Source organism: Streptomyces sp. JJ66, from assembly GCF_019303495.1.
GTDB lineage: Bacteria > Actinomycetota > Actinomycetes > Streptomycetales > Streptomycetaceae > Streptomyces.
On the sequence record NZ_JAEVFI010000001.1, the window covers coordinates 72,798 to 93,630 of the forward strand.

The following is a 20,833-nucleotide window of genomic DNA, read 5'->3' on the forward strand; positions in this document are numbered from 1 at the left end:
ATTTCGCGTTCGCTCCCGCATCTTTCCCGAAGCCGGGCGCCTTCCGCAGGCGAAAGCGACACTGGGCAGCCTCGTGAGGAGATCCTGAGAAGCCCGTGCAGATTCTCTGACACAGCCCTGAAAATCCCTTGACCGAGCCACTGTTGACGCGTTCCGCGCGGCGAAGATAGACATCTCTACAGTGCGCTTCGACTGTGCCCACCAGCCGTCCGGCGGGGTCCCCCAGCGGTACCCGTCAGCCCTCGGTACGGCGGGGGCACCACCACGCAAGACGAGGAGCACCACCAGTGGAATTCACTCGCGAGTGGGCGGAAAAACGCGACGCTGAGGACCAGCTCTCCGGATTCCGGGAAGAATTCGCGCTGCCCGCAGGTGTCATCCAGCTGAACGGCAACTCACTGGGACCGCTGCCGCGTGCGGTGCCCGGTGCGCTGGACCAAGTGGTGCGGCGGGAGTGGGGCGAGCACCTCATCCGCGGCTGGTTCGAGGACGGTTGGTGGGACGCGCCGGAACGGGTCGGAGACCGCGTCGGGCGGCTCGTGGGCGCCGCGCCCGGACAGACCGTCGTCGGTGAGTCGACATCGGTGCAGCTGTTCAACGCGCTGACGGCCGCGGCCCGGCTGCGGCCGGAGCGCACCGTGCTCGTCTCGGACGCGGGCAACTTTCCCACCGACCGCTACCTGGCCGTCTCCGTCGCCCGGATGCTGGGGCTCCGGCTGGTCCAGACGCCGGTCGCCGCCCTGCCAAAGGTGCTGGAGCGGCACCGCGGCGAGGTGGGGGCGGTGCTCGCCGGGGCGGTGGACTTCCGCACCGGCGAGCTGTGGGACGTCGCGGCGCTGACCGCGCGGGTGCGGGACGCCGGCGCGGTGACGGTGTGGGACCTCAGCCACGCGGCCGGCGCGGTACCGCTCCACCTCGACGAGGCGGGCGTGGACCTGGCGGTGGGCTGCGGCTACAAGTACCTGTGCGGCGGACCCGGAGCACCAGCGTTCCTGTACGCGGCGGCCCGGCACCACGAGGCGCTGGACCTGCCCGTCACCGGCTGGCACGGCCACGCGCGGCCCTTCGAGATGGCCGACACCTTCGTCCCCGCCCCCGGCATCGCGCGGGCCCGGACCGGCACGCCGCACCTGCTGTCCCTGCTCGCGCTGGAGGCCGCCCTCACTCCGCTGGAGGCCGCCGGGGTTGCCGCTGTCCGCGAGAAGAGCCTGCGGCTGGGCGACTACCTGATGAGCCTGGTGGACGGGGCGGGCACCACCACGCGGACGCGGGAACGCACCGGTGCGTGGCCGGAGGTGGTCACGCCGCGGGCACCCGCACGGCGCGGCAACCAGGTCACGCTGCGGCATCCCCGCGCCCCGCGCCTGTCGGCCGAGCTGATGGCGCGCGGGGTGGTGACCGACGCGCGCCCGCCGGACCTGATCCGGCTGTGCCTGAACGGACTGTACGTCTCCTACACGGACGTCTTCGACGCCGTGACGCACCTGCGGGAGGTGACCCGGTGAACCAGCACAACCGGCACGACCAGCACGGCCAGCACGACCAGCCCAACCAGTATGTCGCCTACGCCCGCATGGACGCGCTGCACGCACTCCAGGAACCGCGCACCTCCTCGCCGTTCGAGATGTCGTTCATCTTGATCAGCCAGGTCAAGGAGCTGCTGTTCCGGATGGTGCACCTGGAGGCCGACCAGGCCCGCGCCCGCCTGGCCGAGGACCGCCCCGAGGCCGCCTGCCGGGCACTGACCCGCACGGTGCGCAACCAGCGCGTCCTGACCGGGTGCTGGGAAAGCATGAACGCGATGCCCGCCGATGAGTTCCTCGGCTTCCGGGACACCCTCGGCCAGGCGTCCGGCACGCAGTCGTTCATGTACCGGCTGCTGGAGTTCACCCTCGGCAACCGGGCGACGGCCGTGGTGCGTTCCGCGGACCTCACCGCCTTCCCGGTCCTGCGTGCAGAGCTGGGGCGCCCGAGCCTGTACGACGAGGTACTGCGCTTCCTCGCCCGCCGCGGGCTGCCCGTACCCGAGTCCGTGGTCGCACGCGATCCGGCCGTCCCGTACACACCTCACGACGCGGTCGAGAAGGTCTGGCTGAGCGTGTACCACGATCCGGACGGACATCGCGCGGCCTACGACCTCGCCGAACAGCTCCTGGAGGTCGCCTACCAGTTCTCCCGCTGGCGGGCCACCCACCTGCTGGTGGTGGAGCGGATGCTCGGCGGCAAGCGCGGCAGCGGCGGCAGCGACGGCGCGGCGTGGCTGCGCACCGTCAACGAGCACCGGTTCTTCCCCGAACTGTGGACCATGCGCTCTCTGCTGTGAGCCACCCCCGGACCCACCGTGTGCACCGGTAACGGACGCCCGGCACCGGACGGCCTCCACCGCCGCGATAGCCGCCGCGAAACCAGACCCACGACCCCACCGGCCCGACCGGCCCGACCCGAAGGGACCCGCGCGATGAACGAACTCGGCCTCGTCATGGGGCAGGAAGCCTACGCGGCCGCCGTGGCCCAGCAGGACCGCGAGCTGGAGTTCACGCTGCTGGGCCGTCAGTGGCACCAGCTCAGCGGGGTGCTGGGCGGCGAGTACAACCACGCCACCGGCCTGTTCGCGTCCTGGCTGCCGCACGCGGGCGTGCGGCGCATGCTGGAGATGGGCTGCGGCTGCGGCGTCGCCTCCGTCGTCGCGGCGCTGGAGGGCGTGCCGGAGGTGACCGCGCTGGACATCAACCCGGCGGCCGTGCGGACGACCGAGCTGAACGCCCGCCGCCACGGGGTGGCCGACCGTGTCCGTGCCCGCGTCAGCGACCTGTTCGCGGCCGTGCCGCCCACGGACTCCTTCGACCTGATTTTCTGGAACTCGCCGTTCATCGAGACGCCACCGGGCCAGGCGCACGACTCCGACCTCGCCTACCACTTCTTCGACCCGGGCTACACCCTGCACCAGCGGTTCCTCACCGAGTCGGCCCGCCGGCTCACCCCCGGGGGCCGGCTGTTCCTGGGGTTCAGCCACGCGATGGGCAACGCCGGCCGGCTCCGCGAGGTGGCCGGTGCGGCCGGGTTCACGGTGCGGACCTACCGGCAAGAGGCGTTCGACGTCCCCGCCGCGGAACTCGGCTCGTCGCCGGTGTACGCCACGCACGCCGACGCGGCCGGACAGATCCGGATCGACTTCACCCTGCTGGAGCTGCGCCGATGACCACCACACCCGTGACGGCACCCACCGTGCCGTTCCACGTGCCGCACGTCGCCGAGCGCCAGGACGCCTACCTGCGCCACGTCCTGGAGACCGGGGAGCTGGACGGGGACGGCCCCTACACCGCTCGCGCCACCGAACTGCTGGAGCGGCTGACGGGCTCCCCGCACGCCCTGCTGACGCCCTCGTGCACCCACGCACTGGAGATCGCGGCGCTCCTGCTGGACCTCGCCCCGGGCGACGAGGTGGTGATGCCCTCGTTCACGTTCGCCCCCACCGCGAGCGCCTTCGCCCTGCGCGGCGCCGTGCCCGTCTTCGTTGACTGCCGACCCGACACGCTCAACCTCGACGAGACGCTCCTGGAGGCGGCCATCACCGACCGCACCCGGGCGATCGTCGCCGTGCACTACGCGGGCGTGGCCTGCGAGATGACAGCGATCGAACGCGTCGCACGGGATAGGGGCCTGCCCGTGATCGAGGACAACGCCCACGGCCTGGGCAGCAGTTACCACGGCAGACCGCTGGGCGGCCTGGGGACGCTTGCGGCGCTGAGCTTCCACGCCACGAAGAACGCGCACTGCGGCAAGGGCGGGGCGCTGCTGGTCAACGACGAGACGCTTGCCGACCGGGCCACCATCATCCGGGACCGGGGCACCAACCGGCGGCAGTACTTCCAGGGACGGGTGGACAAGTACCGCTGGGTGGACCTGGGTTCGAGTTACATCCTGCCGGAGCTGCTGGCCGCGCTGCTGGCGGCCCAGCTGGAGGAGTTCGAGGTGATCCAGCGACACCGGCACGCGGTGTGGCACCACTACCAGACGCGGCTGGCCGACTGGGCCGGGCGGGAAGGCGTCGCGCTGCCCACCGTACCGCCCGGCCGCACCCACTCGGCACACCTGTACCACCTGGTGCTGCCGTCCGCGGCGGACCGCGCGGCGCTGCTGTCCCACCTGGCCGAGCGCGGGGTGCGGGCCACGTTCCACTTCCAGCCGCTGCACACCTCGCCCGCCGGGCTGCGGCACGGGCGCACAGCTCCGGGCGGCTGCCCGGTCTCCGAGCGGGTGGCCGACCGGCTGGTGCGGCTGCCGCTGCATACGGGGCTCGACGAGGCCCAGGCCGAGCGGGTCGTCGCGGCCCTGCGTTCCTTCCGCACCGGCGCGACGGGCGCCGCCGACCGAGAGGACTGGTCATGACCGAGGACGCCGTCCGGTTCGTCACCCGCTGCCGGGTCTGCGGGGCCGGGGAGTGGCAGGAGGTGATCTCGTTCGGCCGGGTGCCGCTGGCCAACGGCTTCCTGGAGCCCGCCGCCACCTATCCCGACGAGCCCGCCTACCCGCTGGAGGTCGTCTCGTGCCGGTCGTGCCGCCTGCTGAGTCTGACCGCCGTGGTGGACCCGCAGGTGCTCTACCGCACCTACTCCTATGTCACCTCCGACTCCGAAACGATGGCCCGGCATCTGCGCGAGGTCGTGCGCCTGCTGCGGGACCGTTTCGCGCTGCCCGCCAACGCGCTGGTCGTCGAACTCGGCAGCAACACCGGGGACCAGCTGCTGGCGTTCCGTGCCGCCGGGGCCCGGGTGGTGGGGGTGGACCCCGCCCGCAACCTGGCGGCGATCGCGGAGGACCGCGGGGTGCCTACCGTCCCGGAGTACTTCGACTCGGCCACGGCGCGCGCCGTCGCCGACGAACACGGGAAGGCCGCGCTGATCCTGGGCCGTCACGTCTTCGCCCACATCGACGACCTGGCCGACGTACTGGCCGGGGTGCGTGAACTGCTCGCCGAGGACGGGGTGTTCACCGTCGAGGTCCCCTACGCGGTCGATCTGCTGGAGGGACTGGCGTTCGACACCATCTACCACGAGCATCTGTCGTACTTCCTGATCAGCACACTCGACACGCTGTTCGCCCGGCACGGGCTGCGTACGCTGCACGTCGAGCGCCTGGCGGTGCACGGCGGCTCGGTTCTGGTGTCGGCGGGACACGCCGAGGGGCCGTGGCCCACCGGACGCGGCGTCGGCGAGCTCATCGAGCGGGAGCGCTCCGGCGGCCTCTTCGACGACGCGGCCTACACCGAGTTCGCCGCCCGGGTGCGCGACACCTGCGCGCGGCTGTCCAACCTGGTGCGGCGGCTGACCTCCGACGGGCGCACCGTGGCCGCGTACGGGGCGTCGGCCAAAGGCACCACCCTGCTGAACGTGTGTGGGCTGAGCAGCGAGGAGATCGCCTTCTGTACCGACACCACCCCGCAGAAGCAGGGCCGTGTCACGCCCGGCACGCACATCCCCGTCCTGGCGCCCGAGGCGGTCACCGCCCCGCCGGACTACTACCTGCTGCTGGCCTGGAACTACGCCGAGGAGATCATGCGCAAGGAATCCGACTACCTGCGGGCGGGGGGCGGCTTCGTCGTCCCCGTACCCGAACCCGTGGTCCACGCGTGGACGGAGGCGGGGCGATGACCTCCGTCACGACGACGGGCGACGACGCGAGCCGGGACCCGGACCGCACGCCTGAGGCGGCCGGGCACGACGCGGCGGAGAACCTGGGCCAGCTCGTGCCCGTGCTGTTCGGCTACGCGGCGTTCCAGCAGCTCAACGCGGGCTGCGCACTGGGGCTGTTCGACCTGCTGGAAACCGAAGGACCGCTCCCGGCCGCCAAGGTGGCCGACTCGCTCGGCCTGACGCCCCGGGCGGCCGACACCCTGCTGCTGGGCACCACGGCGCTCGGACTGACCAGTGTCACCGAGAGCGGCTACCGCAACGGACCGCCGGTGGCCGCGGCGTTCGCGGCACACCTGTGGCCGGTGCTGCGCGACATCGTGGAGTTCCAGGACCGGGTGTCCTACCTGCCGGCCGCGGACTACGCCGAGTCCCTGCGCACGGGCGAGAACGCCGGCATCCGCCACTTCCCCGGCGAGTCCCGCGACCTGTACACGCGGCTTGCGGGCGTGCCCGGTCTGGAGGAGCTGTTCTACCGCTGCATGCACTCCTGGTCGCGGCTGTCGAACCCGGTACTCATCGAGGACACCGACTTCTCGGGCGCCACCCGGGTGCTGGACGTGGGCGGCGGTGACGCGGTCAACGCCCTCGCCCTCGCCCGCGCCCACCCCGAGCTGCGCATCACCGTACTCGACCGGCCCGGCGCGCTGGAGGTGGCCGATCGCAACATCCGCGAGGCCGGTCTGGCCGACCGCGTCACCACCAGCGCCGCCGACATCTTCGGTGACCCCTACCCGGGCGGGCACGACTGTGTGCTGTTCGCCCACCAGCTGGTGATCTGGTCGCCCGAGCAGAACCGCACCCTGCTGAAGAAGGCGTACGACGCCGTGGAACCGGGCGGGCGGGTGCTGGTGTTCAACGCCTTCAGCGACGACGACGGGGCCGGGCCGCTGTACGCGGCGCTGGACAACGTGTACTTCACCACCCTGCCGTTCCGGCACTCCACCATCTACCGCTGGGCGGAGCACGAGGGCTGGCTGCGGGACGCGGGGTTCACCGACATCACCCGCACCCGCGGACACGGCTGGACCCCGCACGGCGTGGTCAGCGGACGCCGTCCGACGCCGTGACCGCCTCGCACCGTATCGGGGCCCGCCGTCAGGCGTGGGACGCGGAGCTGTCCCCCAGCACCCGGGCGCGCGACGCCCGGGGCACGCTGGCGCGGTACCGGACGCGGAGCCTGGCCGCGCTGCGCGAGCTACGCCACCGTGCGAACGTGCCCTACGGACCCCACCCGGCGGAGCGGCTGCACCACTTCCCACCGCACCAGCCGGGGGCGCCGCTGGTGGTGTTCGTCCACGGCGGGCACTGGCAGGAGTCCAGCAAGGACGACGCCTGCTTCGCCGCGCCCGCGCTGCTGGCCGCGGGCGCGGGGTACGTGGCGCTCGGCTACGGCCTGGCGCCCGCCCGCCGCCTGCCGGAGATGACCGCGTCCGTGTACCGCGGCCTGAGGTGGGTGCGGGAGAACGCCGCGCGGCTCGGCGGCCGCGCGGACGCCGTGTACGCGGCGGGAAGTTCGGCCGGAGCGCACCTGGTGGCGATGGCCACCGCAGACCGCGACGGTGTGCCCCTCGCCGGGACAGTACTGCTGAGCGGCCTGTACGACCTGCTGCCGGTGGTTGACAGCTACGTCAACGACGCGCTGGGGCTGGATGCCGCCACGGCCCGGCAGCTCAGCCCGCTGTACCGCCGGGCGCCGCGCGCCGGGCACGTACTGCTGGCCCGCGGGCAGCACGAGACCGACGAGTACGCCCGGCAGCAGGACCGGTTCGCTTCGGCGCTACTGGCCCGGGGACACCCGGCCCGCGTCCTGGTCGCCGAAGACCGCGACCACTTCGACCTGCCGCTGGACCTCGGCGACCCCGCGACGGTGCTGGGCCGCACGGTGCTGGACCTGCTGGCGCACGGCCCCGGCCGCTGACCGGAAGCGCTGCGGCCCGGCGCCCCGGGCGGGGTGGTGCTCGGCGGAATCCGCCTCGGTCACGTCCCTCAGCAGCACCCCGACAGGAGGCACGCATGCGGACACGGGAACTCGCCGTCGCCGGGGCCGTGGAAGTCACACCCCCGGCGTTCGAGGACGAGCGCGGCCTGTTCAGCCCGCTGTACCAGGAGGGTGACACCCCATGGGCGGGGGGCGCGGCGCGGGAACCGTTCCGCGTCGCCCGCACGGCGCTGAGTGTCAACCGGGCGGGTGTAGTGCGCGGCGTGCACTACACCCGCCCGGAGGCGGTGGGCACCGCCAAGGTGGTCTTCTGCCCCGCGGGTGAGGTGCTGGACCTGGTGGTGGACGTGCGCGAGGGCTCGCCCACCTTCGGCCACTGGGACTCCCTGCACCTCGCCTCCGGCCGGCCACGCGCCCTGTACTGCCCGCCAGGGGTGGGGCACGCCTTCGTGTCGCTGGCCGAGGAAAGCGTCCTGGTGTATCTGCTCTCCACCCCCTACCGACCCGAGGACGACCTGGCCGTCACGGTGTACGACCCCGTGCTGGAGCTGCCCGTACCGAGGCGTCGGGACGCGCTGATGTCGCCACGGGACCGGGCCGCGCCGACGCTCGCCGAGGCCCGCGCGCGCGGGCTGCTGCCGCCGTACCGGGAGACCGGCGCGACGAAGACCGCGCCCACCTCCGAAACCGCCGACCGAAGGAGGACGCAGGCATGAAGGGCATCATCATGGCCGGCGGGTCCGGCACCCGGCTCAAACCACTGACCGGGGTGCTCTCCAAGCAACTGCTGCCCGTCTACAACAAGCCGATGGTCTACTACCCGCTGTCGGTGCTCATGCTGGCCGGGATCAGGGACATCCTGATCATCTCCTCCCCCGCCCACCTCCCGCTCTTCCGTGCGTTGCTGGGCGACGGCAGCCACCTGGGGCTGCGGCTGGACTACGCCGAGCAGGCCCACCCCGGCGGCATCGCCGAGGCGTTCCTCATCGGCGCCGACCACATCGGCGCCGACGCGGTCACCCTGGTGCTGGGCGACAACCTCTTTCACGGCCCCGGATTCTCCGCGCTGCTGCGCGAGCGGGCGCGGCGGCTGGAGGGCTGCACGCTGTTCGGCTACCCGGTGCGCGACCCGCAGCGCTACGGCGTCGCGGAGATCGACGCGGCGGGGCGGCTGATCGGCGTCGAGGAGAAACCGCGCAAGCCACGGTCCGAACTGGCCGTCACCGGCCTGTACATGTACGACCGGCACGTGGTGGACATCGCCCGGGGTCTGACCCCCTCGGCGCGGGGAGAGCTGGAGGTCACCGACATCAACCAGGCGTATCTGGAGCGCGGCCAGGCCGAACTGGTGCAGCTCGGACGCGGTTTCGTGTGGCTGGACACCGGGACGCACGACGCGCTGCTGGAGGCCGGGCAGTACGTCCAGATCCTGGAGCAGCGCCAGAGCGTGCGTATCGCCTGCGTCGAGGAGATCGCCTACCGGATGGGCTTCATCGGGGCGGGCCGCCTGCTGCGGCTGGGCCGGGAACACGCCGACACCGATTACGGCACCTACCTCGTGGAGCTCGCCGAACGCTCCGCGCGGGACCAACAGGTGCCCCACGCTCCGCCACCCGGCCTCGTCGCCGACCCCACAGGCCTGCCCCCGTTCGCGGCGACCCGCTCGCCGGGACCCTGACCAGCTCTGCCCGGGACCGACGTCCCTGACCGGGACAGTAAGGAGCCCACCGTGCGTTTCCTGTTCACCTCCATGCCCGTCTCCTCGCACCTGATGCCGCTGGTGCCGCTGGCGCACGCCGCCCAGGCGGCCGGTCACGAGGTGCTGGTGGCTACCTGCGGCCCCGGCACGCGCACCGCCGTGGCCGCGGGCCTGGTCACCGCCGACGCCGGTGCCGCCCAGGACGCGCGGGAGCCGTACGACGAGCTGCTGCGTACCCTGGAGCGCGGCCAGGCCGGTTCCGCTCCCGATGACGCCACCTCCCTGGCCGTGCACGGCGCCGCCTTCGGGGAAGTCGGGGCCCGCATGCTGGACGACCTGGTGTCCCTCGCCCGCGACTGGGACGCCGGCGCCGTGGTCTACCCCGGCATCCACTCCGCCGCGCTGGTCGCCGCCCGCGCCGCCAACATACCCGCCGTCCTGCACGGGTACGGGACGCCGCTGCCCACCTTCGGCCCGGCCCTTGAGTACCTGGCGCCGCACGCCGAGCGCTTGGGCGTGGAGAAGGTGACCGAGGCGGAGATCGAAATCGACGTCCTGCCCGGGTCGCTGGCGAACTTCACCGACGTGCCCAGTGCCATTGGCCGCCCGGGGCACCGGCTGCCGATGCGGTACGGCTGCTTCAACAACGGCGGCACGCTGCCGCACTGGGCGCTGCGCCGCGGTGAGCGCCCGCGGGTGGTGGCCACCTGCGGCTCGTCGGCCAGCATGACCCGCGACGGCGCCCTCTACCGCGACATCATGCTGGCCACCGAACGGCTGGGGGCGGAGATGGTGCTGCTCACCGCGGACGCCGACCTGCCCGAGCTGCCCGCCACGCTGCCACCGCACGTGCGGCCGGAGCGCTGGCTGCCGCTGCGGCCCCTGCTGGACCGCTGCGACGCGATCGTCCATCACGGCGGTTCGGGCACCGTGCTGAGCGCGTTCGCCGCGGGCCTGCCACAGGTGGCGCTGCCGATGCCGGGCACGGTGAACGTCAGCAACGCGCAGACCGTCTCCGCCCGGGGCGCGGGGCCGACGCTCGACATCGACGCGGACGCCGGTCCCGAGGCGGTCACCGACGCGCTGGAGCGGGTGCTGCACGACGCGGCGCCCCGTCGTGCCGCCGCCGAGGTGGCGCGCGAGATGGCCGCCATGCCCGCCCCGGCCACCGTCGTCCACCAGGTCACCGAACGCATCGGCGCGGCACGGGCCTGACACCGCGGCGCCGCCGCCATGACGCGTCCAAAGAGCGAGGAGGAGCACGTGAGGATCGCCGTCGTCGGCGGTGGCCCGGCCGGGCTGGCGTTCGCCGCCTTCGCCCGGCGCACCGCCAGAGCGCACCAGGTCACCGTCTGGGAACGCCGCCACGGGGAGGACACGTACGGGTTCGGCGTCGTCCTGCCCCCCGCCGCGCTGGACACGCTGGAGCAGGGCGACCCGTGCCTGGCCGACGGCCTGCGCCCGCACCTGGCGGACCTGTCCCGGGTGACCGTGCACCGGCACGGCCGCTCCCACACCCTGCGCGGCCCGGCCCTGGGCGCCGTGGACCGCAGGACCCTGCTGGGACTGCTGCGCGGGCGCTGCGCCGACCTCGGAGTACGCCTGCGGTACGGGGAGTTGGCCCCGCCTGCGGCGTCGCTGACCACTGGGTACGACCTGGTGGTGGCCGCTGACGGGGCCCGCTCAGCCGTACGCGGCGAGCTGGCCGCCCACTTCGGCACCGGCGTGGACCGCCTGGCACCTCACTACACCTGGCTCGGCGCGCAGCGAGCGTTCGACGGGCTCACCTTCCTGGTGGCCGACTGCCCGCACGGCCTGGTGACCGCCCACGCCTACCCCTACGCACCGGGCCGCAGCACCTTCCTGGTGGAGGCGGCCCACCGGCCGGATACCGCGGAAGTGGAGCGCCTGTTCCGCCGCGAGCTGGAGGGGACCCGGCTATTGGAGAACCGCTCCCGGTGGCAGCGGTTCCCCCTCGTGCGCAACGACAGGTGGTCACACGGGAACGTGGTGCTGCTGGGCGACGCGGCCCACACCGCGCACTACTCGGTGGGCTCCGGGACCCGGCTCGCCCTGGACGACGCGCTGGCCCTGATCACCGCGGTGCGGGACGCGCCCTCCGTCCCAGCCGCGCTGAAAGCCTACGAGGTCGCGCGCCGCCCGGTGGTGGAGCACACCCAGTGGATGGGCCGGGCCAGCGCCGCGTGGTTCGCCGGGCTCGGTGACGCACCGGACACCTCCCCCGAGCGGTTCGTCACCGACCTGCTCACCCGGGGCGGCCGGATTTCGCTGGCCGACCTGGCGGCGGATGGCGCGGGGCGGGTACCGGCGGGCACAGTGGGAAACCGCTCGTGACCGCGCGGTGAGGGCTCCGGGCGAGGTCGGCGCTCCGGCGCCCGCACTTTTGGCAGCACCAGGTGCCCCGGCACGACAGCACCAGTACGAGACCAGTACGAGATCAGCAGGAGGACGGCCCCCATGGGCAAGGACAGGCAGCACATCGTGGTGACGGGGGCCCGGGCCAACAACCTCAAGGGGCTGACGCTGCGCATCCCGCTGGGCGCGCTGACGGTGGTGACTGGCGTCTCCGGCTCGGGCAAGTCCTCGATCGTCTTCGACACCATCGCCAAGGAGTCCCAGCGGCAGCTGAACGAGGTGTTTCCGGCCTTCATCCGCAACCGGCTGCCGCGCCACGAACGGCCGGAGTTCGACCTGATCGAGAACCTCTCCCCCGCCATCGTCGTCGACCAGAAGCCGGTCGGCGGGGGCAGCCGTTCGACGGTGGGCACCATGACGGAGGTCCACCCGGTGCTGCGGGTGCTGTTCTCCCGTTACGGCGAGCCCAGCGCCGGACCGTCGAATCTGTACTCGTTCAACGACCCGCACGGCATGTGCCCGGACTGCGAGGGGCTGGGCACCACGCTGCAGCTGGACCTCGACCGGCTGCTGGACCGTGAGAAGTCCCTGAACGAGGGCGCGATCCGGCACAGCGCGTTCGCCGTGGGCACCAACTACTGGAAGCGCTACGCGCAGATCAGCCGGTACGAGAAGGGACGCGCCCGGGACAAGGACCTCAAGCCGGTGTTCGATCCGGACAAGCCGCTGGCCCGGTACACCGAGCGGGAGATGGACCTGCTGCTGTACGGCGAGGGTTTCCAGACCACGCGTCCGGACGACTTCAACAACGTGGCCATCAACGACTACGAGGGGCTGGTACCGCGGTTCACCCGCCGCTTCGTCAAGCCCGGCCTGGAGTCGCTGAAGGACAAGGAGCGCCGCGCCACCGAGGAGGTCGTCAGCGAGCGGACCTGCCGGGCGTGCGGCGGGGCCCGGCTGGCGAAGGCCGCCCGTGAGTCGCGCATCGACGGCCGCAACATCGCCGACTTCTGCGCGATGGAGGTCGGTGACCTCATCGCCGAACTGGAACGGGTCGCCGACCGGTGGCCGGGGCCGGTGGTGCCCGCCGCGCTGGCCGCGCTGCGGCGCATCGAGTCGGTGGGCCTGGGCTACCTGACCCTCGACCGGCCCACGCGAACCCTCTCCGGCGGCGAGGGCCAGCGGCTGAAGACGGTGCGTCACCTGGGCTCGGCGCTGACCGGGATGACGTACATCATGGACGAGCCCAGCGTCGGGCTGCACGCACACGACGTGGACCGCCTCAACCGGCTGCTGCTGGACCTGCGCGACAAGGGCAACACCGTACTGATCGTCGAACACGACCGCGACGTCATCGCCATCGCCGACCACGTCATCGACGTCGGCCCCGGCGCGGGCACGCACGGCGGCGAGATCGTGTTCACCGGTACCGTGGCGCAGCTGGCGGACAGCGACACCCTCACCGGCCGGCACTACCGCGCCCTGCCCGGCCTGAAACCCAGCCCGCGCACCCCCACCGGCAAGCTGCCGGTGCGCGGGGCACACCTGCACAACCTGCGCGGGGTGGACGTGGACTTCCCCACCGGCGTGCTGACCGCCGTCACCGGGGTGGCCGGATCGGGCAAGTCCACGCTGGTGTCCGAGGTGTTCACCGCCGAGCACCCGGAGGCGATCGTGCTCGACCAGTCCGGTGTCGGCATCAACCCGCGCTCGACTCCGGCTACCTACACCGGTATCTGGGACCCGGTGCGCAAGATGTTCGCCAAGGCCCATGGCGTGGACGTGGGCCTGTTCAGCTTCAACGCCAAGGGCGCCTGTCCCCAGTGCCGGGGACGCGGCACGATCACCACCGACCTGGCCTTCATGGACCCGGTCACCACCGTCTGCGAGGTCTGCGCGGGACGCCGGTACCGGGCGGAGGTGCTGGAGTACCGGCTGGGCGGCCGCAACATCGCCGAGGTACTGGACCTGACGGTGGAGGAGGCCGGCGCCTTCTTCGACGACCCGGCGATCGTGCGCCGGCTGCGACCGCTCGCCGATGTCGGCCTGTCCTACCTGACGCTGGGCCGGCCGCTGTCGATGCTCTCCGGGGGTGAGCGGCAGCGCATCAAGCTCGCCGCCCGGCTGCACGAGAGCGGCAGCGTGTACGTCTTCGACGAGCCCACCACCGGCCTGCACATGGCAGACGTCGGCAACCTGCTGGCGCTGCTGGACCGGCTGGTGGACGCGGGCAACACCGTCATCGCCATCGAGCACGACCTGGACGTCGTCAAGCACGCCGACTGGGTCATCGACATCGGCCCGGGCGCAGGCGAGCACGGCGGCCGCGTCGTGTTCACCGGTACCCCCGCGCAGCTGGTGGACGACGCGGACACCACGACCGCCCGCTACCTGCGCGCCTCGCTGCCGAAGGAGGACGCGGGCTCCAACGGCTGAGCCACCGGCGGCGACGGCACCGCCTGGGGCCCGGTCCCCCGACATGGCGTCGGGGGACCGGGCCCCGTCGCGTCCACGGCCCCGGGCGGAGCCGCGGACACGCTTCCCATGCCGCTCCCCCCGCCGCCGGACGGGGCCCACCTCACCGATCACTGCTGGAGGACACGTGCACACCGACACCCAGGTGACCGACCTGCCAGACGTCCCGAGCCTGCCCGCGGCCTTCGAGGCCGTCGTCACCGGGACCGCCGACCGCACCGCGCTGGAGTTCGGCGAGTCCGCGCTCACCTACGGCACGCTCAACGCGTCCGCCAACCGCCTGGCCCGCAGGCTGGAGCGGGAGGGGGTGGCACCCGGCACCCGCGTGGGCGTCCACCTGTCCCGCTGTCTGGAGCTGTATACCGTCATCCTGGCCGTGCTGAAGGCCGGGGGCGTCGTGGTGCCGCTCAACCCGGCGCACCCGGTGGACGTGCGTCGCGCGGTCGTGGCGCAGGCGGCGCCACCGCTGACGCTGCGGGACGTGCCCGCGGGGCTGGGCTCCGTCACGGCCGAACGCGACGCCCACGAGCTCCTCGCCGACAGCCAGGACCTGGACGGGAGCAACCTCGGCATCGAGGTGGACCCCTACAGCACCGCCTTCTTGCTGTTCACCTCCGGCTCGACCGGCCACCCCAAGGGGGTAGAGATCACTCACCGCGCCATCGCCCGGGTGGGCAGCTACAGCGGTGAGGTGAAGGTGACGGCTGACGACTGCTTCCTGCAGCTCGCCCCGTACTCCTTCGCCGCCTCCACCACGGAGATCTGGCTGAGCCTGCTGCACGGGGCGCGGGTGGTGGCCGCGCCGCCGCAGCTGCCGTCCCTGCCGGAGCTGGCCCGGATCATCACCGAGCGTTCGGTGACGTTCCTGAACCTGCCCTGCGGGCTGTTCAATCTCCTGGTGGACGGCCACCCGCAGGCCCTGCGCGGGGTGCGGACGGTCATCGTCAGCGGGGACTTCCCCTCCCCGCCGCACCTGGCCCGGGCGCTGGAAGCCGTCGGCGGCACCATCTACAACGCCTACGGCTGTACGGAGAACTCGGCGCTGACCGCCGTCCACGCGCTGACCGAGGACGACGTGGCGGGCGGCCCGGTGCCCGTGGGACGTCCGCTGCCCGGCGTGGGAACGCACGTGCTGGATGAGTCGCTGGCCCCCTGCGCCCCCGGTGAGGTGGGCGAGCTGTGCCTGAGCGGCGCCGGGCTGGCCCGGGGCTACCTCGGCCAGCCGGAGCTGACGGCACAGAAGTTCCCCACCCGGGGCGGCACCCGGCTCCTGCGCACCGGCGACATGGCCCGGCTGACGCCGCAGGGCGAGGTCGTCTTGGCGGGGCGGGCCGATCAGATGGTCAAGATCCGCGGTTTCCGGGTCGAGCTGCGCGAGGTGGAGCTGGCCGCCGAGAAGTCCGACTCCGTCGAGCGGGCGGTGGTGCGCGCGGTGGACGCGCGGGACGGGCTGAAGGAGTTGGTGCTGTTCTGCACCACCGTCACCGGCGAACCGCCAGCCACCGAGGCGCTGCTGGGCGAACTGCGTGGTCGGCTGCCGGACTACATGGTGCCCGCGCGCGTCCACCACCTGACGGAACTGCCGCTGAACCACAACGGGAAACTGGACCGCATGGCCCTGCGGGAGCCGCGCGCCGTACTCGTGGAGCCTGACCGCGAGGGCGGCGAGGCCCGGCCGGCGGGCGCCGAGGATGCCGTGGCGTCCGTGATCGTCAACCTGCTGGCCAGCGCGACCGGACGCGAGCCGATCGGTACCGGCGACTCCTTCATGCTCTCCGGGGCCAACTCACTGCAGATCATCCAGCTCGCCGCCCACCTGCACGACGTGATGGGCGTCGAGGTACGGGCGGAGGACATCTTCCGCCTGGACAACGCCGAGGCGCTCGCGGACCACGTACGGGCGATACGCGAGCGGCGGACGGAGGTGCCCGCCCATGACTGACCCCCTGCTGACCGTGCTCGTCGACCGCTGGCGGCAGACCGCCGGCCGGCCGGACGCGAGCGCCGACGACGCCTTCACCACTGACGCGGTGGCCGCGTACACCAGCGGTCTGGGCCCCCTGCTGGGGGTGGAGCTGGACCCGGCGGAGGTGGCCGCCTGCGCTACGCCGCGCGGGCTCGCCGGTTTGTTGCGCGCCCGGCGCGCGGCAGACCGGCGGGCTGAGACGAAAGAAACCGGGGAGGCCACAGCGGCGGCGTCCCGGACCGCTCCGGCGGCGGACTGGCCGGCCACCGACAGCCAGGCGGGTATCTGGTATGTCTGCACGGCGGATGAGGACGCCACCGCCTACAACTCCCCTGTCATGGTGCGCTGTGCGCAGCGCCTGGACCCGTGCGAGCTGCGCCGTGCACTGCGCGCGGTCGTGGCCCGGCACGAGAGCCTGCGCACGACCCTGGATGTGGCGGCGGACGGGCGGGTGACGCAGCACGTCTCGCCCGAGCCCCGCTTCGGGTTCGCCACCTTCGCCGCGCACGATGAGGAAGAAGTGCGGCGGCACACGGCCGAACTGGCCGCGATGCCGATGGACCTGCGCACCGGCCCGCTGCTGCACGTGCTGTGCCTGGACGCCCAGGACGCCGGCACGGTGCTGCTGGTCAACGTGCACCACGCCGTTTTCGACGGCTTCTCCTGGTCGGTGCTGCTGACGGAGTGGCTGACCGGCTACCAGCGGCTGACGCGGGGCGAGGAGGTCGGCGACGCCCCGGCACCGGCCCAGTTCCGCGAGGTCATCGCCACCCGGGAACGCCGCCTGGGCCCCGCCGCCGAACGGGAGGCGCTGGCGTACTGGTCCGGCAGGCTCGCGGACGCCCCGCCCCCGCTGGCCCTGCCGCTGGACCGCCCCCACGACCCCGGGCGCGGACGCCGGGCGGGCGCCGTCCGCACCGTGCTCGACGCACCGCGCGCGGCCCGCCTGCGCCAGCGCGCCGCCGCGGAAGGCGTGACGCCGCTGATGGCCCTGCTCAGTGCCTACGCGCTGCTGCTCCACCGGCACACCGGACAGGACGACGTGACGGTCGGCCTGCCGGTCTCCCTGCGGGACGGGGCCGCCGCCCAGCAGGCCGTGGGGCACCTGGTCAACACCGTGGTGCTGCGCCACACGCTCGCCGCCGACGACACCGGGCACACGGTGCTGGCGCGCGGCCGCCAGGAGGTGCTGGGCGCACTGCGCCACAAGGACCTGGCGTTCGAGCGGGTCGTCGAGGCGGTGGGCCCGGGCCGGGAGGGCGGCGGTCCGCCGCTGTTCCAGACGATGGTGACGATGATGCCCCGGGAGCGGCGTTCACTGGAGCACCTGGGTCTGGGCGTCGAAGACTGGCGGCATGTCACGGGAACACCGAAGTACGACCTTGTCCTGATCATCGAGGAGGGCGATGACACCTTCGAGCTGACCTTCGAGTACGACGCCGCCCTGTTCGACGCCGACACCGTCGAACGCGTCGCCCGCCGCTTTCGCACCCTGCTGGCCGACTTGCTGGAGCACCCCGAGCGTCCGGTGCGCGAGCTGCGCTGGATTCCGGCCGAGGAGCTGGCCGAGCTGGAGGCGGTGTGGCACGGCGCCCAGGACGAACGAATCGGGCGGCAGCCGGTGCACGTGCTGTTCGAGGAGCAGGCCCGGCGCACCCCCCACACCGTCGCCCTGGAGGCCGTGGACGGCACGGCGGTGAGCTACCGGGAGCTCGACGCGGACGCGAACCGGCTCGCACACGCTCTGCGGGAGCGGGGCGCCGGGCCGGGGACGCGGGTGGCGATCCGGCTCGAAAGGGGGGTGGAGGCTGTCACCACGCTGCTGGCGGTGCTCAAGGCCGGGGCCTCCTTCGTCCCGCTGGACCCGGCCTACCCGGCCGAGCGCACGGCGCTGATGCTGGCCGACTCCCGGCCGCGGCTGCTGGTCGCGCGGGGGCGGCCCGAGGGCACCGGACCCAAGGGGCCCGAGTTGTTCGACCTGGCCGCCGAGTCAGGCCGCCTCCACCGTCAGCCGGACACCGCCCCTGACGTCACCCGCGAGCCCGGGGCAGAGATGTACGTCGTCTACACCTCCGGTTCAACCGGGCGGCCCAAGGGCGTCGTCATCAACGACCCGACGATCACCAACCTGGCCTACCGGCAGCGGGAACTGTCCGGACCGCACGCCGATGCCCGCACGCTGCAGTACATGTCGCTGTCCTTCGACGTCTCCTTCGAGGAGATCTTCGGCACCCTGTGCGCGGGCGGGACGCTGGTACTGACCGACGAGGAGATGCGCGCGGACCTGCACCGGCTGGCGGTTTACCTGCGGGAGCGCCGCGTCGCCCGGCTCTTTTTGCCGTACGTGGCGCTCCAGGAGCTGGCGTCGGTCGTGGTGCGGGTCGGCCTGACGCTGCCGGAGCTGGCCGAGGTGTACACCACCGGGGAACAGCTCGTGGTCACCCCGCAGCTGCGGGAGATGTTCGCCGACCGCACCGGGGCGGCCCTGCTCAACGTCTACGGGCCTTCCGAGGCGCACCTGTGCACCGCGTACCGGCTGTCCGGGGACCCGGCCAGCTGGCCCCGGACGCCGCCGATCGGCCACGTCGTGGGCGGGGTGCGTCTGTACGTGCTGGACGCGGACCGGCGGCCGGTGCCGTTCGGCGTGCCTGGCGAGCTGTATGTGGGCGGCCCCGTCGTGTCGCCGGGCTACCTCCAGCTGCCTGAGCAGACCCGGGAGCGCTTCCTGCCCGACCCGTACGCCGATACTCCCGGCGCCCGGTTCTACCGCACCGGGGATCTTGTGCGGTGCAGGCCACGCGAGGGATTCACGCACCTGGGGCGCCTCGACGAGCAGATCAAGATCCGCGGCCACCGGATCGAACCCGCCGAGGTGGAAGCCGCGCTCAACGCCCTGCCCGAGGTGACGGCCTCCGCCGTGGTGGCCGTCGAGCACGGGGCCGGGGACCGGCGGCTGGTGGCGTTCCTGTGCACCCGGCCGGAGCCCGCCGGGGCGTTTGGCGCGGAGCTGGACGGAGTCGGGCTGGACCAAGGCGTCCTGGACGAAGTGGAGTTGCGGCGGCAGCTGGCCCGGGTGCTGCCCGCGCACCTGGTGCCCTCCCGGTTCGTGCGGCTGGACCGGTTGCCCACCGGGCCCAGCGGCAAAGCGGATCGCGCGGCCCTGGCCCGCCGGGCGGCACAGCTGCCCGCGCCGGTGCGGCAGGCAGCCAAGCCCCGGGGAATGTCCGCCACCGAGCAGGAGGTCGCCGCCGTCTGGCAGGAACTGCTGGAGGTGCCGGCGATCGGCGCCGAGGACGACTTCTTCGCCCAGGGCGGGCACTCGCTGCTGGCCGTCCGGCTGCGCCAGGCCCTCCAGGACGCGTACGGCGTGCCGCTGCCGCTCGGCACGCTGCTGGCCGTGCCCACGGTGGCGGGGATGGCGGCGCGGGTGGAGCAGGCGCTCACCGGCCAGACCAGCGACACCGGCGGACCCGACCTGTGGGCCGACACCCGGCTGCCCGACGGGCTGGACCCCGCGCACGCCAGGACCCCTGCCGATCCGCTGGCACCGCGCGAGGTACTGCTGACCGGCGTCACCGGCTTCCTCGGCGTCTACCTGCTGCGTTCGCTGCTGGAGCGGGGCTGCGTCGTGCACGCTCTGGTGCGCGCGGCGTCCACGCAGGAGGCGCTGCGGCGCATCACCGAGACCGCACGCGCCTACCGCGCGCTGGACGGGCTGGACCTGACCCGGGTGCGGGCCGTACCCGGCGACCTGTCCCGGCCCCGGTTCGGGCTCTCGCCCCAGGCGTACCGGGAACTGGCCGGCCGGGTGGAAGCGGTCTACCACTCCGCGGCGCATATCAACTTCGCCGCCCCGTACGTGTCGGTGCGGCCGACGAACGTGGACGGTTTCGTGCGGGTGGTGGAGTTCTGCGCGGACACGGTGCTCAAGCCGCTGCACCACATGTCCACGCTCGCCGTCTTCCCCCCGGGGTCGTCCGGGCAGGTCATCGACGAGGACAGCGAACCGGGAAGCCCCAGGGGGCTGGGCATCGGCTACGCGCAGAGCAAGTGGGTCGCCGAGCGGCTGGCGTTGGGGGCCCGGGAGCGGGGCGTGCCGGTCACCGTCCACCGCATCGGCCGGATCGGCCCCGACACCGCCACCGGAGCGTGCCGGACGGATGACTTCTTCTGGCTCCAGGTCAAGAGCTTCCTGCGACTGGGGCTCGCGCCGCAGGAGCCGGGGCCGCCGGTGGACCTGCTGCCGGTGGACGTGGTGGCCGATGCCGTCGTGCGACTCTCGCGCTCCCCGGCCGCGTACAACCGCACGGTGCACGTCTTCCACCCCGTGGGCATGGACTGGGAGACGGTACTGGAAGCCGTCGGTACCGTGGCCGGCCGGCCGCGCACCGTGCCAGTCCAGGAGTGGCTCACAGCGCTGGAGTCGGCTCCCGCCGAGGCGGGCGGCCACTCACTGGCGAGCCTGGTGCCCCTGTTTCGCGAGGGCGCCATGGAACTGGGCGACCACCGCTACACCAACGACACCACAGTCGCTCTGCTGAAGGATCTCGGCCTGGAGCTCCCGGCCGCCGATCCTTCCTGGATCACCGCGATGATCCGCTACTTCACCGAGATGGGCCAGATCGCCGCCGCGGACAGGCCGTGAGCGGCAACGGGGGCGGTGCGAGCCAGTGAGGCCGTCCGCC

Annotated in this window: 14 protein-coding genes; all 14 read left to right on the forward strand. The window is 72.9% G+C overall.

Annotation, left to right across the window (positions count from 1 at the left end):
- Window positions 1-287: 287 nt before the first annotated feature.
- The 14 genes from kynU (at window position 288) to JJV70_RS00420 (ending at window position 20,793) form a co-directional block, all read left to right on the forward strand.
- The gene (gene kynU, locus JJV70_RS00355; RefSeq protein ID WP_219045445.1) at window positions 288-1,505 is read left to right on the forward strand and encodes a kynureninase; all 1,218 of its coding nucleotides are present in this window, start codon (window positions 288-290) and stop codon (window positions 1,503-1,505) included.
- Entirely contained in the window at window positions 1,502-2,323 is an 822-nt protein-coding gene (locus JJV70_RS23340; protein ID WP_308294613.1) for a tryptophan 2,3-dioxygenase family protein, read from the forward strand. Before kynU ends, JJV70_RS23340 begins: the two co-directional genes overlap by 4 nt.
- A gap of 135 nt (window positions 2,324-2,458) precedes the next feature.
- Window positions 2,459-3,199 carry a methyltransferase gene (locus tag JJV70_RS00365; protein WP_219045446.1) on the forward strand — a complete coding sequence of 247 codons (741 nt, stop codon included), beginning with the start codon at window positions 2,459-2,461 and terminating at the stop codon, window positions 3,197-3,199.
- Complete coding sequence (gene rffA / locus JJV70_RS00370) at window positions 3,196-4,389, forward strand: dTDP-4-amino-4,6-dideoxygalactose transaminase (RefSeq protein WP_219045447.1); 1,194 nt, start codon at window positions 3,196-3,198, stop codon at window positions 4,387-4,389. Before JJV70_RS00365 ends, rffA begins: the two co-directional genes overlap by 4 nt.
- Entirely contained in the window at window positions 4,386-5,651 is a 1,266-nt protein-coding gene (locus tag JJV70_RS00375) for a class I SAM-dependent methyltransferase (RefSeq protein WP_219045448.1), read from the forward strand. Before rffA ends, JJV70_RS00375 begins: the two co-directional genes overlap by 4 nt.
- Entirely contained in the window at window positions 5,648-6,760 is a 1,113-nt protein-coding gene (locus tag JJV70_RS00380) for a methyltransferase (protein WP_219045449.1), read from the forward strand. The genes JJV70_RS00375 and JJV70_RS00380 overlap by 4 nt, the downstream gene beginning before the upstream one ends.
- Window positions 6,757-7,611, forward strand: coding sequence for an alpha/beta hydrolase (locus JJV70_RS00385; protein ID WP_219045450.1), 855 nt, complete (start codon window positions 6,757-6,759; stop codon window positions 7,609-7,611). Before JJV70_RS00380 ends, JJV70_RS00385 begins: the two co-directional genes overlap by 4 nt.
- A 95-nt stretch (window positions 7,612-7,706) precedes the next feature.
- Window positions 7,707-8,348: a dTDP-4-dehydrorhamnose 3,5-epimerase family protein gene (locus JJV70_RS00390; RefSeq protein ID WP_219045451.1), complete on the forward strand. Its 642-nt coding sequence runs from the start codon at window positions 7,707-7,709 to the stop codon at window positions 8,346-8,348.
- Window positions 8,345-9,310: a glucose-1-phosphate thymidylyltransferase RfbA gene (rfbA, locus tag JJV70_RS00395; RefSeq protein WP_219045452.1), complete on the forward strand. Its 966-nt coding sequence runs from the start codon at window positions 8,345-8,347 to the stop codon at window positions 9,308-9,310. The genes JJV70_RS00390 and rfbA overlap by 4 nt, the downstream gene beginning before the upstream one ends.
- Before the next feature lie 51 nt (window positions 9,311-9,361).
- Entirely contained in the window at window positions 9,362-10,546 is a 1,185-nt protein-coding gene (locus tag JJV70_RS00400; RefSeq protein ID WP_219045453.1) for a glycosyltransferase, read from the forward strand.
- A 48-nt stretch (window positions 10,547-10,594) separates the two neighbouring features.
- Entirely contained in the window at window positions 10,595-11,686 is a 1,092-nt protein-coding gene (locus JJV70_RS00405; RefSeq protein WP_219045454.1) for an FAD-dependent monooxygenase, read from the forward strand.
- A gap of 123 nt (window positions 11,687-11,809) precedes the next feature.
- A complete protein-coding gene (locus JJV70_RS00410; RefSeq protein ID WP_219045455.1) occupies window positions 11,810-14,143 on the forward strand; it encodes an excinuclease ABC subunit UvrA in 2,334 nt (777 codons plus the stop codon).
- A 166-nt stretch (window positions 14,144-14,309) separates the two neighbouring features.
- Window positions 14,310-16,124, forward strand: coding sequence for a non-ribosomal peptide synthetase (locus JJV70_RS00415; RefSeq protein WP_219045456.1), 1,815 nt, complete (start codon window positions 14,310-14,312; stop codon window positions 16,122-16,124).
- Window positions 16,117-20,793: a non-ribosomal peptide synthetase gene (locus JJV70_RS00420; RefSeq protein ID WP_219045457.1), complete on the forward strand. Its 4,677-nt coding sequence runs from the start codon at window positions 16,117-16,119 to the stop codon at window positions 20,791-20,793. The genes JJV70_RS00415 and JJV70_RS00420 overlap by 8 nt, the downstream gene beginning before the upstream one ends.
- The last annotated feature ends 40 nt before the right edge of the window (window positions 20,794-20,833 follow it).

Excerpts from the sequence above, each read along its gene's own strand:
- JJV70_RS00380 (WP_219045449.1), top strand. The coding sequence starts at position 5,648 with ATGACCTCCGTCACGACGACGGGCGACGACGCGAGCCGGGACCCGGAC.
- JJV70_RS00420 (WP_219045457.1), top strand. The coding sequence starts at position 16,117 with ATGACTGACCCCCTGCTGACCGTGCTCGTCGACCGCTGGCGGCAGACC.
- rffA (WP_219045447.1), top strand. The coding sequence starts at position 3,196 with ATGACCACCACACCCGTGACGGCACCCACCGTGCCGTTCCACGTGCCG.
- JJV70_RS00375 (WP_219045448.1), top strand. The coding sequence starts at position 4,386 with ATGACCGAGGACGCCGTCCGGTTCGTCACCCGCTGCCGGGTCTGCGGG.
- JJV70_RS00365 (WP_219045446.1), top strand. The coding sequence starts at position 2,459 with ATGAACGAACTCGGCCTCGTCATGGGGCAGGAAGCCTACGCGGCCGCC.
- JJV70_RS00390 (WP_219045451.1), top strand. The coding sequence starts at position 7,707 with ATGCGGACACGGGAACTCGCCGTCGCCGGGGCCGTGGAAGTCACACCC.
- JJV70_RS00410 (WP_219045455.1), top strand. The coding sequence starts at position 11,810 with ATGGGCAAGGACAGGCAGCACATCGTGGTGACGGGGGCCCGGGCCAAC.
- rfbA (WP_219045452.1), top strand. The coding sequence starts at position 8,345 with ATGAAGGGCATCATCATGGCCGGCGGGTCCGGCACCCGGCTCAAACCA.